At 62.0% G+C, this 13,628-nt stretch carries 12 protein-coding genes and 1 pseudogene; 10 read left to right on the plus strand and 3 right to left on the minus strand.

The features are described 5' to 3' along the window. The first annotated feature begins 122 nt into the window (after positions 1 to 122). The gene (gene purU, locus RPMA_RS10165) at positions 123 to 983 is read left to right on the plus strand and encodes a formyltetrahydrofolate deformylase (protein WP_211912700.1); all 861 of its coding nucleotides are present in this window, start codon (positions 123 to 125) and stop codon (positions 981 to 983) included. A gap of 18 nt (positions 984 to 1,001) precedes the next feature. On the opposite strand, the gene RPMA_RS10170 is transcribed toward purU, so the two are convergent. Beyond that, positions 1,002 to 1,172 carry a hypothetical protein gene (locus RPMA_RS10170; RefSeq protein WP_211912701.1) on the minus strand — a complete coding sequence of 57 codons (171 nt, stop codon included), beginning with the start codon at positions 1,170 to 1,172 and terminating at the stop codon, positions 1,002 to 1,004. Between the two features lie 224 nt (positions 1,173 to 1,396). Next, positions 1,397 to 1,885 carry a MarR family winged helix-turn-helix transcriptional regulator gene (locus RPMA_RS10175; RefSeq protein ID WP_211912702.1) on the minus strand — a complete coding sequence of 163 codons (489 nt, stop codon included), beginning with the start codon at positions 1,883 to 1,885 and terminating at the stop codon, positions 1,397 to 1,399. Between the two features lie 224 nt (positions 1,886 to 2,109). Between RPMA_RS10175 and RPMA_RS10180 the strand changes: the two genes are divergently transcribed. From RPMA_RS10180 to RPMA_RS10210, 7 genes and pseudogenes are all read left to right on the plus strand, one after another. Then, positions 2,110 to 3,279 carry an ABC transporter substrate-binding protein gene (locus RPMA_RS10180; protein ID WP_211912703.1) on the plus strand — a complete coding sequence of 390 codons (1,170 nt, stop codon included), beginning with the start codon at positions 2,110 to 2,112 and terminating at the stop codon, positions 3,277 to 3,279. Between the two features lie 229 nt (positions 3,280 to 3,508). Further along, on the plus strand, positions 3,509 to 4,375 hold the full coding sequence (locus RPMA_RS10185; protein ID WP_211912704.1) for a branched-chain amino acid ABC transporter permease: 867 nt from the start codon (positions 3,509 to 3,511) through the stop codon (positions 4,373 to 4,375). A gap of 4 nt (positions 4,376 to 4,379) precedes the next feature. Continuing rightward, positions 4,380 to 5,396: a branched-chain amino acid ABC transporter permease gene (locus RPMA_RS10190; RefSeq protein WP_408056520.1), complete on the plus strand. Its 1,017-nt coding sequence runs from the start codon at positions 4,380 to 4,382 to the stop codon at positions 5,394 to 5,396. Further along, positions 5,393 to 6,145, plus strand: a complete 753-nt coding sequence (locus RPMA_RS10195; RefSeq protein ID WP_211912705.1) for an ABC transporter ATP-binding protein — start codon at positions 5,393 to 5,395, stop codon at positions 6,143 to 6,145. The genes RPMA_RS10190 and RPMA_RS10195 overlap by 4 nt, the downstream gene beginning before the upstream one ends. After that, positions 6,138 to 6,845 (plus strand): annotated as a pseudogene (locus tag RPMA_RS10200) (ABC transporter ATP-binding protein); the annotation flags it as partial. The gene RPMA_RS10195 and the pseudogene RPMA_RS10200, both read left to right, overlap by 8 nt. Positions 6,846 to 6,894: 49 nt before the next feature. Beyond that, a complete protein-coding gene (locus tag RPMA_RS10205; protein WP_211912707.1) occupies positions 6,895 to 8,013 on the plus strand; it encodes a cobalamin-independent methionine synthase II family protein in 1,119 nt (372 codons plus the stop codon). 311 nt (positions 8,014 to 8,324) lie between these two features. Further along, positions 8,325 to 9,320, plus strand: a complete 996-nt coding sequence (locus RPMA_RS10210) for an IS110 family RNA-guided transposase (RefSeq protein WP_249225295.1) — start codon at positions 8,325 to 8,327, stop codon at positions 9,318 to 9,320. A gap of 18 nt (positions 9,321 to 9,338) precedes the next feature. Here the strand turns inward: RPMA_RS10210 and RPMA_RS10215 are convergent, their stop codons facing one another. After that, complete coding sequence (locus RPMA_RS10215) at positions 9,339 to 10,652, minus strand: UDP-glucose dehydrogenase family protein (protein WP_211912708.1); 1,314 nt, start codon at positions 10,650 to 10,652, stop codon at positions 9,339 to 9,341. 211 nt (positions 10,653 to 10,863) lie between these two features. Between RPMA_RS10215 and RPMA_RS10220 the strand changes: the two genes are divergently transcribed. Both RPMA_RS10220 and metK read left to right on the plus strand, forming a co-directional pair. Then, positions 10,864 to 12,219 (plus strand): hypothetical protein, encoded by a 1,356-nt coding sequence (locus RPMA_RS10220; RefSeq protein ID WP_211913597.1) that lies wholly within the window; start codon positions 10,864 to 10,866, stop codon positions 12,217 to 12,219. Positions 12,220 to 12,290: 71 nt separating this feature from the next. After that, positions 12,291 to 13,484, plus strand: coding sequence for a methionine adenosyltransferase (metK, locus tag RPMA_RS10225; RefSeq protein WP_211912709.1), 1,194 nt, complete (start codon positions 12,291 to 12,293; stop codon positions 13,482 to 13,484). Positions 13,485 to 13,628: the final 144 nt, after the last annotated feature.

The following is a 13,628-nucleotide window of genomic DNA, read 5'->3' on the forward strand; positions in this document are numbered from 1 at the left end:
TTCCTTTCGTTAATCGCGCGGCAACCTCGCCATAGTGCAGCGCGCAATTGGATTGGCGCAAGGCCAGCCGGGATGGTAGAGCAGGGCAAAATTTCCCCTGAATCTCAAGCCAGTAGCCCAACATGTCGCACCATTTTGTCCTTACGCTGTCCTGCCCGGATCGCCCCGGCATCGTCTCTGCCGTTTCGACCTTTCTCGCCCATAATGGCCAGAACATCGTCGATGCCCAGCAGTTCAACGACAACGAGACGGGCGGCTTCTTCATGCGCGTGGTGTTCAACGCCGCCGATGTGAATGTCGATCTCACGTCACTGCAGACCGGCTTCGGTGCGATTGCCGAGCGCTTCAAGATGGCCTGGCAGATGCGCGATCAGGACACCAAGCGCCGCGTCATGATCCTGGCCTCGAAGTCTGATCACTGCCTTGTCGATCTGCTCTATCGCTGGCGCACCGGCGAGCTGGAGATGATCCCCACCGCCATCGTATCGAACCATCCGCGCGAGACCTATAACGGCATCGATTTCGGCGACATTCCGTTTCATCACCTGCCGATCACCAAGGAAACCAAGCGCGAGCAGGAAGCCGCGATCTGGAATCTGGTGCAGGAGACCAAGTCCGAGCTCGTCGTGCTCGCGCGCTACATGCAGATCCTGTCGGATGACATGTCGGCAAAACTGTCCGGCAAGTGCATCAACATCCACCACTCGTTCCTGCCGGGCTTCAAGGGCGCGCGGCCCTATCACCAGGCCCATGCGCGCGGCGTCAAGCTGATCGGCGCAACCGCGCATTACGTCACCAGCGACCTCGATGAAGGTCCGATCATCGAGCAGGATGTCGAGCGCATCAGCCATCGCGACTCGCCGGAAGATCTCGTCCGCAAGGGCCGCGACATCGAGCGTCGCGTGCTCGCGCGCGGCGTGCGCTATCACCTCGAGGATCGCGTGATCCTAAACGGTAAGAAGACGGTCGTGTTCACCAATTGATGTAAGACGCCGGCGCCGTCAGTGGATGGCGCTTGCCGAAGGCGATGTTGCCGGATCTGGCCCGGGCGCGATGTCGCCCTGCGACTGCTCGCGCTGCTTCGCCGCATAAGCCTCATATTCCGGCGTCCCCGGCCGCGGCGGTGCGTCTGCCGGCAATCCGCCGGCCCATGCCGGGATCAGATCGGCCATGCCACCCGCCACGAATGAGCTGATCGATCCGCAGCCGGACAGGCCGCAGGACAGCAGGACTAGGCCGAAAACGGCTGATAAGCGGCGAGTGGAAGGCATCGGACGCAACATGGTCGAGAGGTGAGTGAATGCTCACATACATCGCGTGCGCAGAAAAGTGAAGGTAGGGGAAGCGGGCCGGCATCATTTTTTACGTCGGCACTGCTGGCGCGAGGGTACACCGATCAGTCGGTGGTCTTCCGCCTTTGCGTTACCGGCTTGCGCACCTGTACCGCATTCACGGCCGGCGTCTGTGCCAGAAGCCGCCGCAGCAGGTCGATCAGCACTTCCACCTCATCCGGCTTCAGGCAATCTAGCAATACCCCTTCGCGATCCAGCGCCAGTTCGATGATGCGGTCATGCAATGCACGGCCAGCCTTGGTCATCACGATGATGCGCTTGCCGTCGCCCTGATCGACCACGGTCACGCTTCCATTCTCGGAAAGCGATTTCAGTGTGCGGCTGACCAGTCCCTTGTCGAGATCGAAATACTGGCAGATCTGCTGTGCAGTGCACGCGTCTTCGCTGGCGAGCTTGGACAGGATGCGCCATTCGGTTACGCCCACACCGAATTCGCGTCGGTAGGCGCTCGAGGCTCCGCCGGCCAGCTTGTTGGCGAGGAAGTTGATGAGGGCAGGAACGTATCGCGTGTGATTGATGACCGGCTTCGTCATGCCAAATGAAATGCTCTGAAACGTCCCAAAACAAGAGCGTCACAGCACGCTGCTAGAACTTTAGCAGCATGCCGCAATGCGTCGGAATTACGCAGTTCACCCCTCCGTTGCGCATTGTCAAGGCAGCCGTTGACACGTCAACATGGCTTCGTTATCGCGGACCGACGTGTATGGGGACGACGATCTTCCGGCCGCAAGAGCCGACATCACGCAGAGGAGGACACATGCTGAAGACATTCATTTCTGCCGCGGTCGCTGCCGCCGGCGTATTCGCTTTGGGCGCGGTTGCAAACGCGCAGGAGGCCGTGAAGATCGGCCTGATCGTGCCGATGACGGGCGGTCAGGCGTCCACCGGCCAGCAGATCAACAATGCCATCAAGCTGTACCAGCAGAAGAACGGCGACACCGTCGCCGGCAAGAAGGTCGAGGTCATCCTCAAGGATGACGCGGCGGTGCCGGACAATACCAAGCGCCTGGCGCAGGAACTGATCGTCAACGAGAAGGTCAACATCATCGCCGGTTTCGGCGTGACGCCTGCGGCACTGGCCGCCGCGCCGCTGGCGACGCAGGCAAAAGTGCCGCTGATCGTGATGGCTGCGGGCACCTCGATCATCACCGAGCGCTCGCCCTATATCGCGCGCACCTCGTTCACGCTCGCGCAGTCTTCCACGATCATCGGTGACTGGGCCGCGAAGAACGGCATCAAGAAGGTGGTGACGCTCACCTCCGATTATGCGCCTGGCAACGATGCGCTCGCGGCCTTCAAGGAGCACTTCACCGCCGGTGGCGGCGCCATCGTCGAGGAAGTGAAAGTCCCGCTCGCCAATCCGGATTTCGCACCGTTCCTGCAGCGCATGAAGGATGCCAAGCCTGACGCGGTGTTCGTGTTCGTACCGGCCGGGCAGGGCGGCAACTTCATGAAGCAATATGCCGAGCGTGGCCTCGACAAGTCCGGCATCAAGGTGATCGGACCGGGCGACGTCATGGATGACGATCTGCTCAACGGCATGGGCGATGCAGCCATCGGCGCCGTCACCGCGCATCTCTATTCGGCCGCGCATCCCTCGGCGATGAACAAGGCTTTCGTGGCCGACTACAAGAAGGCCTACAACGCGCGTCCTGGTTTCATGGCCGTCGGCGGCTGGGATGGCATCCATCTCATCTACGAAGCGCTGAAGAAGACCGGTGGCAAGGCCGATGGCGATAGCCTGATCGCGGCGATGAAGGGCATGAAGTGGGAAAGCCCGCGCGGCCCGATCTCCATCGACCCGGAAACCCGCGACATCGTGCAGAACATCTATATCCGCGAAGTGAAGAAAGTGGATGGCGAGCTGTATAATGTGGAATTCGCGACGTTCGAAGCGGTGAAGGATCCGGGCAAGACGAAGAAGTAAGTCTTGCAGTGACGCCGATGGTTTCCCTCCCCAAGCCGCGCAGCGGCGCAGTGGGGAGGGTGGCGCGTAGCGCCGGGTGGGGTTTCCCCCACGTGACGTCAGCGTTTGTGGAGACACCCCACCCGTCTTGAAGCTCGCTGAACGCTCGCTTCAATCCACCCTCCCCACTGCGCGGCTTCGCCGCCTGGGGGAGGGATCATCGAGCCCTTATTGAGAGTTTCGATATTCAATGACCCTCCTCACCATCCTGTTCGACGGCGTCGCCTACGGCATGTTGCTGTTCGTGCTCGCATGCGGGCTGGCGGTGACGCTGGGGCTGATGAATTTCGTCAATCTCGCCCATGGCGCCTTCGCCATGGCGGGCGGCTATGTCTGCGCCATTCTGGTCAATCGCATTGGCTGGCCGTTCTTCGCCGCACTTCCCATGGCCTTCATTGCCAGTGCGTTGATTGGTGCCGTGCTGGAGCGCACGTTGTATCGCCATCTCTATCATCGCAGCCATCTCGATCAGGTGCTGTTCTCCATCGGCCTCGTCTTCATGGCGGTGACCGGCGTTGATTACGTGATGGGCTCGTCGCAGATGTTCATCAATCTGCCGTCCTATCTGCAAGGGCAGATCGATCTGTTCGGCCTTCATGTCGGCCGCTACCGTCTGATGATCGTCGTGATCTGCGGATTGCTCACCATCGCGCTGCAGCTGATCCTGTCGAAGACGCGCTTCGGCAGCCGGTTGCGCGCTGCGGTGGATGATCCGCGCGCCGCCTCGGGCCTCGGCATCAATGTGCCGCAGGTTTTTGCTTTCACTTTTGCCTTCGGTTGTGGTCTCGCCGGCATGGGCGGCGCGCTCGGCGCCGAAATCCTCGGCCTCGATCCGCATTTCCCGCTGAAATTCATGATCTACTTCCTGATCGTCGTCACTGTCGGCGGCTCCTCCAGCATCACCGGGCCATTCTTTGCGTCGCTGCTGCTGGGCATCGGCGACGTCGCCGGCAAATATTACGTGCCGACGCTCGGCGCCTTTGTCATCTATACGCTGATGATCGTGATCCTGCTCTGGCGTCCCAACGGCCTGTTCGGCCGCAGCGCGGCGAGGTGAGGGCATGAAGGCGGATAGCACCACCCATCCCGAAGTCGCCACGGTCGCCATGGAAAGCGCGCGCTGGCGTTCGCCCGAGGTCGCCTTCTGGCTGCTGGCAGCGGGCTGCATCCTGCTGTTCCCGAACCGCTATCTCATCCTCACCGAGATCGCCTGGCTCGCACTATTCGCGCTCTCGCTCGATCTGATCCTCGGCTATGCCGGCATCGTCTCGCTCGGCCATGCCGCCTTCTTCGGTTTCGGCGGCTATTGCGCGGGCTTGCTGGCCCTGCATGGCATCATCAAGGAGCCCGTGCTGGCGCTGCTTGTCGCCGGCCTCGCTGCGATGCTGCTCGGTTTCGTCACCAGCTTCCTTGTCATGCGCGGATCGGATCTGACGCGATTGATGGTGACACTTGGCATCGCGCTCTTGCTGCGCGAACTCGCCAACAAGTTTTCCGGCCTCACCGGCGGCTCCGATGGCCTGCAGGGCATCGAGATGCAGCCGATCCTCGGCCTGTTCTCCTTCGACATCTTTGGCAAGGTCGGTTTCATCTATTGCCTGGTCGTGCTGTTCATCCTTTTCCTGCTCGCGCGGCGCATCGTGAATTCGCCGTTTGGTCTCTCGGTGCGGGCGATCCGCAACAATCCGCTACGTGCCTCCGCCATCGGCATTCCCGTCAATCGCCGCCTGATCGCGATCTATACGCTTGCTGCTTTCTATGCCGGCGTCGCCGGCGCGCTCTCTACGCAGACCACCGCGCTTGCCTCCCTCGATGGTTTTGCGTTCGAGCGCTCGGCCGACCTGATGCTGGTCGTGATCATCGGCGGCACCGGCTATCTCTATGGCGGCCTGATCGGCGCCGTCATCTTCAAGCTCCTGCAGGAGCTGTTCTCCACCATCACGCCGCAATACTGGCAGTTCTGGATCGGCGCCGTGCTGGTCGTCATCGTGCTGATCGGCCGTGAACGGCTGCATCGCTGGGTGATGTTCGTGCCGCGTCTGATCGCGAGCAAGTTTTCGCGAGGCGGTGCGGCATGACCATCGCGCTGGAAACGTCCCATCTCGAAAAGTCCTTTGGTGGATTGCGCGTCACCCGCGATCTCTCGCTGAAGGTCACGGCTGGCGCGCGCCATGCGCTGATCGGCCCGAACGGCGCCGGTAAGACCACGGTGATCAACCTGCTCACCGGCGTGCTGAGGCCGAATAGCGGCCGCATCAACCTTGAAGGCACCGACATCACCGACCTGCCCGTGCATAAGCGCGTGCTGCGCGGCCTGTCGCGCACCTTCCAGATCAACCAGCTCTACCCCGATCTCACGCCGCGCGAGACCGTGGGCTTGGCTGTGTCCGAACGCCTCGGCCATGGCGGCGACTGGTGGCGCCTGATGGGCTCGCGCCGCGACGTCAATGACGAGATCGCGGAGAACCTCGCGCGCTTCCATCTGCTCGATGTGATGAACGAGCGCACCGTCACGCTGCCTTACGGAAAGCAGCGCCTGCTCGAGATCGCGGTCGCCATCGCCGCCAAGCCGCGCGTGCTGCTGCTGGACGAGCCCGCCGCCGGCGTGCCCGAAAGCGAGCGGCATGACATTCTGGCTGCAGTGGCCAGCCTGCCGCGCGATGTCACGGTGCTGCTGATCGAGCACGATATGGATCTCGTCTTCTCCTTTGCCGATCGCATCTCGGTGCTGGTCAACGGCGCCATGCTGGTGGAAGGCGCGCCCGATGAAGTTGCGCGCGATCCGCAGGTGAAGGCGGTCTATCTGGGCGAGGGCGCCGATGTCTGAGCTCCTTGCCATCACCGATCTCCGCGCCGGCTATGGCGAAGCCGTCGTCATTCCGAAAATGACGCTGTCGCTCGGCGAAGGCCAGGTGCTGGCACTACTTGGCCGCAACGGCACGGGCAAGACGACCTTGATCAATTCCATCGTCGGCGTGACGCGCCGCTTTAGCGGCACGGTCAAGGTTGGGGCCAGGGATTTCACCACGCTGCGCGCCGACCAGCGTGCCCGCGGCGGTATCGGCTGGGTGCCGCAGGAGCGCAACATCTTCCGCTCGCTCACGGTGGAAGAGAACATGACAGCTGTGGCGCAGCCCGGGGAATGGACCGTCAACAAGGTCTACGAGATGTTTCCGCGTCTCGAAGAGCGCAAGAACAACTTTGGCAATCAGCTTTCGGGCGGCGAGCAGCAGATGCTGGCGGTCGGCCGCGCGCTGGTGCTGAACCCGAAAGTGCTGCTGCTCGACGAGCCGACCGAAGGTCTGGCCCCGATCATCGTCGAGGAATTGCTGTCGGCCATCGGCAAGATCTCACGCACCGGTGGCATCTGTTCCATCATCGTGGAACAGAATGCGCGAAAGATTCTGGGCCTTGCTGACCGGGTCGTGATATTGGAGCGCGGCACGATCGTGCATGATGCCGCCAGCGAGACGCTGAAGGCCGATCCGTCCGTGCTCGACCATTTCCTCGGTGTCGCCGGCGCCGCGGGGACAAGAACAAACATCAATCTGCCAACTGATCATCTGGGAGTATCACATGCAGAGAACCAAAGCCCCGTTCCGCGCCGACGAAGTCGGCAGCCTTCTGCGTCCGGCCTCCATCAAGGAAGCGCGCGCCAAGCTGGAAAAGGGCGAAATCAGCGCCGATGATCTGCGCAAGGTCGAGGATCTCGAAATCGAGAAAGTGGTGCATCGTCAGGCATCGGTCGGCCTCAAGCTCGCCACCGACGGCGAATTCCGGCGCTCCTGGTGGCACTTCGATTTCCTCGCCAAGCTGACCGGCTGCGAGCTTTATCACCCCGACACCGGCATCCAATTCACCGGTGTCGAAACCCGCCATGACTCGGTGCGCGTGATCGGCAAGCTGGATTTCCCCGACGATCATCCGATGCTCGATCACTTCCGCTTCCTCAAGCGGCATGCCGATATCGCTGGCGTCGCGGCGAAGATGACGATCCCGTCACCGGCCGTGCTGCATTTCCGCGGCGGCCGCAAGGCGATCTCGAAAGAGGTCTATCCGGATATCGACGTGTTTTTCGAGGATCTCGGCAAGACCTATCGCAAGGCCGTAAAGGCCTTCTACGATGCGGGCTGCCGCTATCTCCAGTTCGACGACACGGTCTGGGCCTATCTCTGCTCGGAAGACGAGCTGAATAAAGTGCGCGCCCGCGGCGAGGATGCCGATAATCTGCAGCAGATCTATTCCCGCATCATCAATTACGCCATCGCCGATCGCCCCGCCGACATGGTGATCACCACGCATGTGTGCCGCGGCAATTTCCGCTCCACCTGGATTTCCTCGGGCGGCTATGAACCGGTGGCGGAAACGCTGCTCGCCGGCACCAATTACGACGGCTACTTCCTGGAATACGATAGCGACCGCGCCGGCGGCTTCGAACCGCTGCGCTTCCTGCCCAAGGGCAACAAGGTCGTGGTCGTCGGCGTCATCACCTCGAAATTCGGCGAGCTGGAAAAGAAGGAAGACATCCTGGCCCGCATGAAGGAAGCGGCAAAGTTCGCACCGCTCGAGCAACTTGCCGTCTCCCCGCAATGCGGCTTCGCCTCCACCGAAGAGGGCAACATCCTCAGCGAGGATGAGCAGTGGGCAAAACTGAAGCTCGCAGTGGATGTGTCAAACGAGCTTTGGGGGAAGTGAGTTTCCCGATCTGACGAGATGCAAATGCCCGGCTCATGCCGGGCATTTTTATATGTGCGTGCCGTAGGGCGGATTAGCGAAGCGTAATCTGCCCGCCGAATACATGATTGCAACTCCGCGGCGGATTACACCTTCGGCTAATCCGCCCTTGTAATAGCCCGACCTGTTATTGTGAGGCCATTCCGAGAGGAATGCTCTGCCGCGGAGTGCAATCCGCGGCAGAGCGCTGGCGATCGGATCGTATCCGCCCTGAGTCGTCTGAGACTGTCTCGTAGCGGGATCGCGCCAGCACCTTCATCGGACCCGGATGGTTGCCGGAACTCAAGGTTCGCTTTCACAAGGCAGGGTCGAGGAAGATGACACAGACTATCACACAGGTGGCCGGTATCGATACGGCCAAGCACAAGCTCGATATCGCGCTGCACGGCCAGTCAAAGCGATGGCAGATCGAGAATTGCGTCAGTGGATGGCGGGATCTGGCGTCACGCCTCGCCGGAGCTGGCGTCAACAAGGTCGGAATCGAAGCCACCGGCGGCTACGAAAGCGGCGTCGTTGCCTATTTGCGGGGAGCCGGCTTTGTGGTTCTGCTGCTGCAACCGCTACAGGTGAAAAACTTTGCAAAGTCACGGCTACGCCGCGCCAAAAATGACGCTCTCGATGCCGAACTGATCGCCGCTTACACCGCGCAGGCCGAGCCGCGCGATATTGCGCCGGACGCCAGACTGACGGGATTAGCGGGCCAACTCACCTTTGTTGAGCAGACTGAGGAGGACATCGCCCGTCTCAAAATCCGCCTCGAGCATATTGGCGAGCCACAGCAGCGACGTCTTTATCTTCGCGACATTGCGCGTTTGCAGGCGCGGCGCCGGGCCGAACTCAAGCGGATTGCTGCTCTGCTGCGCCAGCATGATGATCTGGCGCGGCGCCTCGCCTTGGTGCTTAGCATTCCCGGTATCGGCGAACGCACCGCGCTTGCCATCGTCATCCGCATGCCTGAGCTCGGCCAGATCAGCCGCGAGGAAGCTGCAGCTTTGGCTGGCCTTGCGCCGTTTGATAACGACAGCGGCAAGCACCGTGGCCAACGCCATATTGCCGGCGGGCGCGATCGGCTGCGCCGGTCGCTGTACGCGGCCGCTTTGCCGGCTTCATTCCGGTGGAATGCGGCTCTGATCGACCTCTACCGACGATTGATGGCCCGTGGGAAAGCCCACCAGGCCGCACTCATCGCCTGTGCCAGGAAGCTCATCGTCTACGCTAACACCGTCGTCCAGCGCGGAACTCCGTGGATCAAAAGTCCCGCGCTTTAATGGTTGCTACGGCGGCGCTTAACCTCGTCCGCGTCCCACGCTCTCATATGTAAACCCAGCCTTCTCCATCTCGTCCGGCCGATACACGTTGCGCAGATCGACCAGCACCGGCTGCTTCATCTTCGCCTTCAGCTGCGCAAGATCGAGCGCGCGGAATTGCTCCCACTCGGTCACGATCACCAGCGCGTCTGCGCCATCGGCGCAGGCATAGGCATCGTCGCAATAGGTGACGGAGGCGGGCAGTTCGGGCTTGGCCTGCTCCATGCCGACGGGGTCGTAGGCCTGCACGCTGGCGCCGAGATCCTGCAGCGCTGTGATCAGCGGGATCGACGGCGCTTCACGCATGTCATCGGTGTTGGGCTTGAAGGTGAGGCCGAGCACGCCGACAGTTTTGCCGCGGAGGCTGCCGCCTAGGGCGTGCTGGACTTTGCGCGCCATTGCGCGCTTGCGATTGTCGTTGACCGAGAGCACGGCTTCGACGATGCGCAGCGGGGCTTCATAGTCCTGGCCGGTTTTCACCAGCGCGCGCGTATCTTTCGGAAAGCAGGAGCCGCCGAAACCGGGGCCGGCGTGCAAAAACTTACCACCGATGCGGTTGTCGAGGCCGATGCCGCGGGCGACGTCCTGCACATCGGCGCCGGTGCGCTCGGCGAGATCGGCGATTTCATTGATGAAGGTGATCTTGGTGGCGAGAAACGCATTGGCTGCGTATTTGATCAGTTCGGCGGTGCGGCGGCCCGTATACATGATCGGCGCCTGGTTCAGGTAAAGCGGCCGATAGATCTCGGCGACTACTTTCTGAGCGCGCTCGTCCTCGGTGCCGACCACGATACGGTCGGGATGCTTGAAATCGCGGATCGCCGCACCCTCGCGCAAAAACTCGGGATTCGAGGCGACGGCGACATCGGCGGCCGGATTGGCTTCCTTGATGATGCGCTCCACCTCGTCGCCGGTGCCGACCGGAACGGTGGATTTGGTGATGACCACCGTGAAACCCTGAACATTCGCCGCGATTTCGCGGGCGGCGGCGTGGACATAGGAGAGGTCGGCGTGGCCGTCGCCACGGCGGGACGGGGTGCCGACGGCGATGAACACCGCATCGGCCTGCGCGACGGGGCCGGCGAGATCGGTGGCGAAGGAGAGCCGGCCGGATTTCACATTGCTGGCAACGAGGGCGTCGAGGCCGGGCTCGTAGATCGGGATTTCACCGCGCTCGAGAGCTTCGATCTTGCGGTTGTCCTTGTCCACGCAGGTCACCTGGTGGCCGAAATCGGCAAAACAGGCCCCCGAGACGAGGCCAACATAACCGGTGCCGATCATCGCAATGCGCATGGAAACAACCTTGTCTGGAACGCTCGAGAGCGGAAGTGACGCCGCGGCGTCTTAACAAAACGGGGCGACTGTCACACGACAATTCGGAACATGGGCGGGTTATTTCCCCTGTGGGCAGGACGTGCTAAGGAGTGGGCAGAATATATATCTGCCCACTCGTCGCCGTCTGGCTGCCGCAAGTCTGCCATACGTTTTGCCGCAAGAAAGCCAGATGAAAAACGACCAGATCCTCGCCACGATTGCCGATTTCTGCCGCCAGGCCGAGATGGCGGAATCGACCTTCGGCCGCCGGGCGGTGAATGATGGCAAGCTGGTCGCGCGCCTGCGCGAGGGCAAGCGCATCACCATCGATACGCTGGAGCGCATCCAGGCCTTCATCGCGCAGTCGATGCCGGAGGGCGTGCCGCCGCCGCCCGGCCTGGAGGCGCCGATCGAGCGCCGCGATCCGCGCAGCAATTTTCGTTTCTTCGAAAACCGGCAGAAATACCTGCTTTTCGTGCATACCTGCTCGGAAAAACGGGTGATCGCCGATCGTGTGGCACTGGAACTGGCGAATATCCATCCGCGCCCGCCAGCGCTGCGCGTGTTCGATGCCGGCGTCGGCGACGGCACCGTGTTGTCACGCGTGATGCGCTCCATGCATGGCCGTTTTCCGCATATGCCGTTCTATATTGCGGGCAAGGAACTGAGCCTCGAGGATGCGCGGCTGACCCTGGACAAGATCCCGGATCGGCTGTTCGAGCATCCCGCCACGGTCTTCGTGCTCACCAATATGCACTATGCCGAAGCGCCGTCGCTGACCCCCGCATCGCCTGCGGCGGCCGCCGCGATGATCTGGCACGAGGTTCCCCTGCGCGGTGGTTCCTCCGGCGAATTTGCCGACCAGATCGCGGGGCTTGGAGCATTTCTAGAGGACAACTGGCGCGCCAGCATCAATCCGCGTTCGGGCATGCCGACCTATGAACGCCCCGTCGCATTGGTGGTCTATCGCGAGGATCACCGGTTCCTGCTCGACACGATCATTCCCCGGGCAGGCCGTACCGAGGCCAATTTTGACCTGATTATCGCCTCCCAACCCTATCGGGCGAAGAGTTCCGTCCAATTCCGGGCTCGCCGCATCATCGCGCCGCTGGCGCGCGCCTTGCGGGCCGGTGGGCGGCTCATCGGCATCCATTCGCATGGGCAGGACCCCGGCATGGAGATCGTTCAAGCCGTCTGGCCCAAAGAAAATCCTTTCGCCGTCTCCCGGCATGAGCTATTGCGGGCGGTGAAATACGAGCTGGGCTCCGCCGGCCGCGATCTGAACTTCAATGCCTATTCCGACCAGCGGTCGATCTTTCGCTACGCCATGGAGGCGCTGCCGAACGAGGTCACCGGTTCGATCGGAACCTCGACGGCATTCGCAGCCTGGAACGCGGCGGTCTATGTGGCCCAAATCGAGGATGACCGTTTGACGGAAGTGACGCAGAGCGGCCGTTATCTGGATGCCACGAGAGAGGTTCTGCGCAAGCACAACGGTCTCTGGTTCTACGACGAATCCTACGTCATCTCGCGGCGTCGCGACTGACAGAGCAGAACAACACTTCCAGCACATTCAAGACATTTGCCGACCCCGGCGCAACCACAGAGGATTAGTTGATGCGCGCGTCTTATCTCTTCACCAGTGAATCGGTTTCCGAAGGCCATCCGGACAAGATCTGCGACCGAATCTCGGACGAAATCGTCGATCTGTTCTTCCGCGAAGGCCCGAAGGCAGGCATCGATCCCTGGGACATTCGCGCTGCTTGCGAAACCCTTGCCACCACCAACAAGGTCGTGATCGCCGGCGAAACCCGCGGCCCCTCGACCGTCACCAATGACCACATCGAAGCCGTCGTCCGCGCTGCCATCAAGGATATCGGTTACGAGCAGGACGGCTTCCACTGGCAGAAGGCCGATGTGCAGATCCTGCTGCATCCGCAGTCGGCCGATATCGCACAGGGCGTCGATGCCAAGCAGCCGACCAATGCCGAAGAAGGCGCTGGCGACCAGGGCATCATGTTCGGCTACGCGTCCAATGAGACCCCGGAGCTGATGCCGGCCCCGATCTTCTACGCGCACAAGATCCTGCGCCTGATCTCGGAAGCCCGCCATGCCGGCACCGAAAAGGTGCTCGGCCCGGACTCCAAGAGCCAGGTCACCGTGCAGTATGAAAACGGCAAGCCCGTCGGCGTGCGCGAGATCGTCGTCTCGCATCAGCATCTCGTCGAGGACATGACCTCGAACCAGGTGCGCGAGCGCGTCGAGCCTTACGTCCGCAAGGCGCTGCCGGAAGGCTGGATCACCGACAAGACGATCTGGCACATCAATCCGACCGGCAAGTTCTTCATCGGCGGTCCCGATGGCGACGCAGGTCTCACCGGCCGCAAGATCATCGTCGACACCTATGGTGGCGCGGCTCCGCATGGCGGCGGCGCGTTCTCGGGCAAGGATTCGACCAAGGTCGATCGTTCGGCTGCCTATGCCGCCCGTTACGTGGCCAAGAACATCGTTGCCGCCGGCCTCGCCGACAAGGCAACGCTGCAGCTCGCTTACGCCATCGGCGTGGCGCGTCCGCTGTCGATCTATGTGGACACCCATGGCACCGGCAAGGTCGCCGACGACCAGATTGAGAAGGCCGTTGCCGCTTCGATGGATCTCACCCCGCGTGGCATCCGCAAGCATCTCGACCTCAACAAGCCGATCTATGCCCGCACCGCCGCTTACGGCCACTTCGGCCGTACGCCCGATGCGGATGGCGGCTTCTCCTGGGAGAAGACCGACCTCGTCGATGCGCTGAAGCGCAACGTTTAAGCCACGCGTGACGTCATGCCCGGGCTTGTCCCGGGCACCCACGCCTTAACTACATGCACCTGAAAGACGTGGATGGCCGGGACAAGCCCGGCCATGACGGTGAGAAACATTTCCAGCGCCTCGATGGCGCTTCAAACAAGGACA

The sequence above is a fragment of the Tardiphaga alba genome, assembly GCF_018279705.1.
Lineage (GTDB): Bacteria > Pseudomonadota > Alphaproteobacteria > Rhizobiales > Xanthobacteraceae > Tardiphaga > Tardiphaga alba.

Excerpts from the sequence above, each read along its gene's own strand:
- purU (WP_211912700.1), top strand. The coding sequence starts at position 123 with ATGTCGCACCATTTTGTCCTTACGCTGTCCTGCCCGGATCGCCCCGGC.
- RPMA_RS10170 (WP_211912701.1), bottom strand. The coding sequence starts at position 1,172 with ATGGCCGATCTGATCCCGGCATGGGCCGGCGGATTGCCGGCAGACGCA.
- RPMA_RS10175 (WP_211912702.1), bottom strand. The coding sequence starts at position 1,885 with ATGACGAAGCCGGTCATCAATCACACGCGATACGTTCCTGCCCTCATC.
- RPMA_RS10180 (WP_211912703.1), top strand. The coding sequence starts at position 2,110 with ATGCTGAAGACATTCATTTCTGCCGCGGTCGCTGCCGCCGGCGTATTC.
- RPMA_RS10185 (WP_211912704.1), top strand. The coding sequence starts at position 3,509 with ATGACCCTCCTCACCATCCTGTTCGACGGCGTCGCCTACGGCATGTTG.
- RPMA_RS10190 (WP_408056520.1), top strand. The coding sequence starts at position 4,380 with ATGAAGGCGGATAGCACCACCCATCCCGAAGTCGCCACGGTCGCCATG.
- RPMA_RS10195 (WP_211912705.1), top strand. The coding sequence starts at position 5,393 with ATGACCATCGCGCTGGAAACGTCCCATCTCGAAAAGTCCTTTGGTGGA.
- RPMA_RS10205 (WP_211912707.1), top strand. The coding sequence starts at position 6,895 with ATGCAGAGAACCAAAGCCCCGTTCCGCGCCGACGAAGTCGGCAGCCTT.
- RPMA_RS10215 (WP_211912708.1), bottom strand. The coding sequence starts at position 10,652 with ATGCGCATTGCGATGATCGGCACCGGTTATGTTGGCCTCGTCTCGGGG.
- RPMA_RS10220 (WP_211913597.1), top strand. The coding sequence starts at position 10,864 with ATGAAAAACGACCAGATCCTCGCCACGATTGCCGATTTCTGCCGCCAG.
- metK (WP_211912709.1), top strand. The coding sequence starts at position 12,291 with ATGCGCGCGTCTTATCTCTTCACCAGTGAATCGGTTTCCGAAGGCCAT.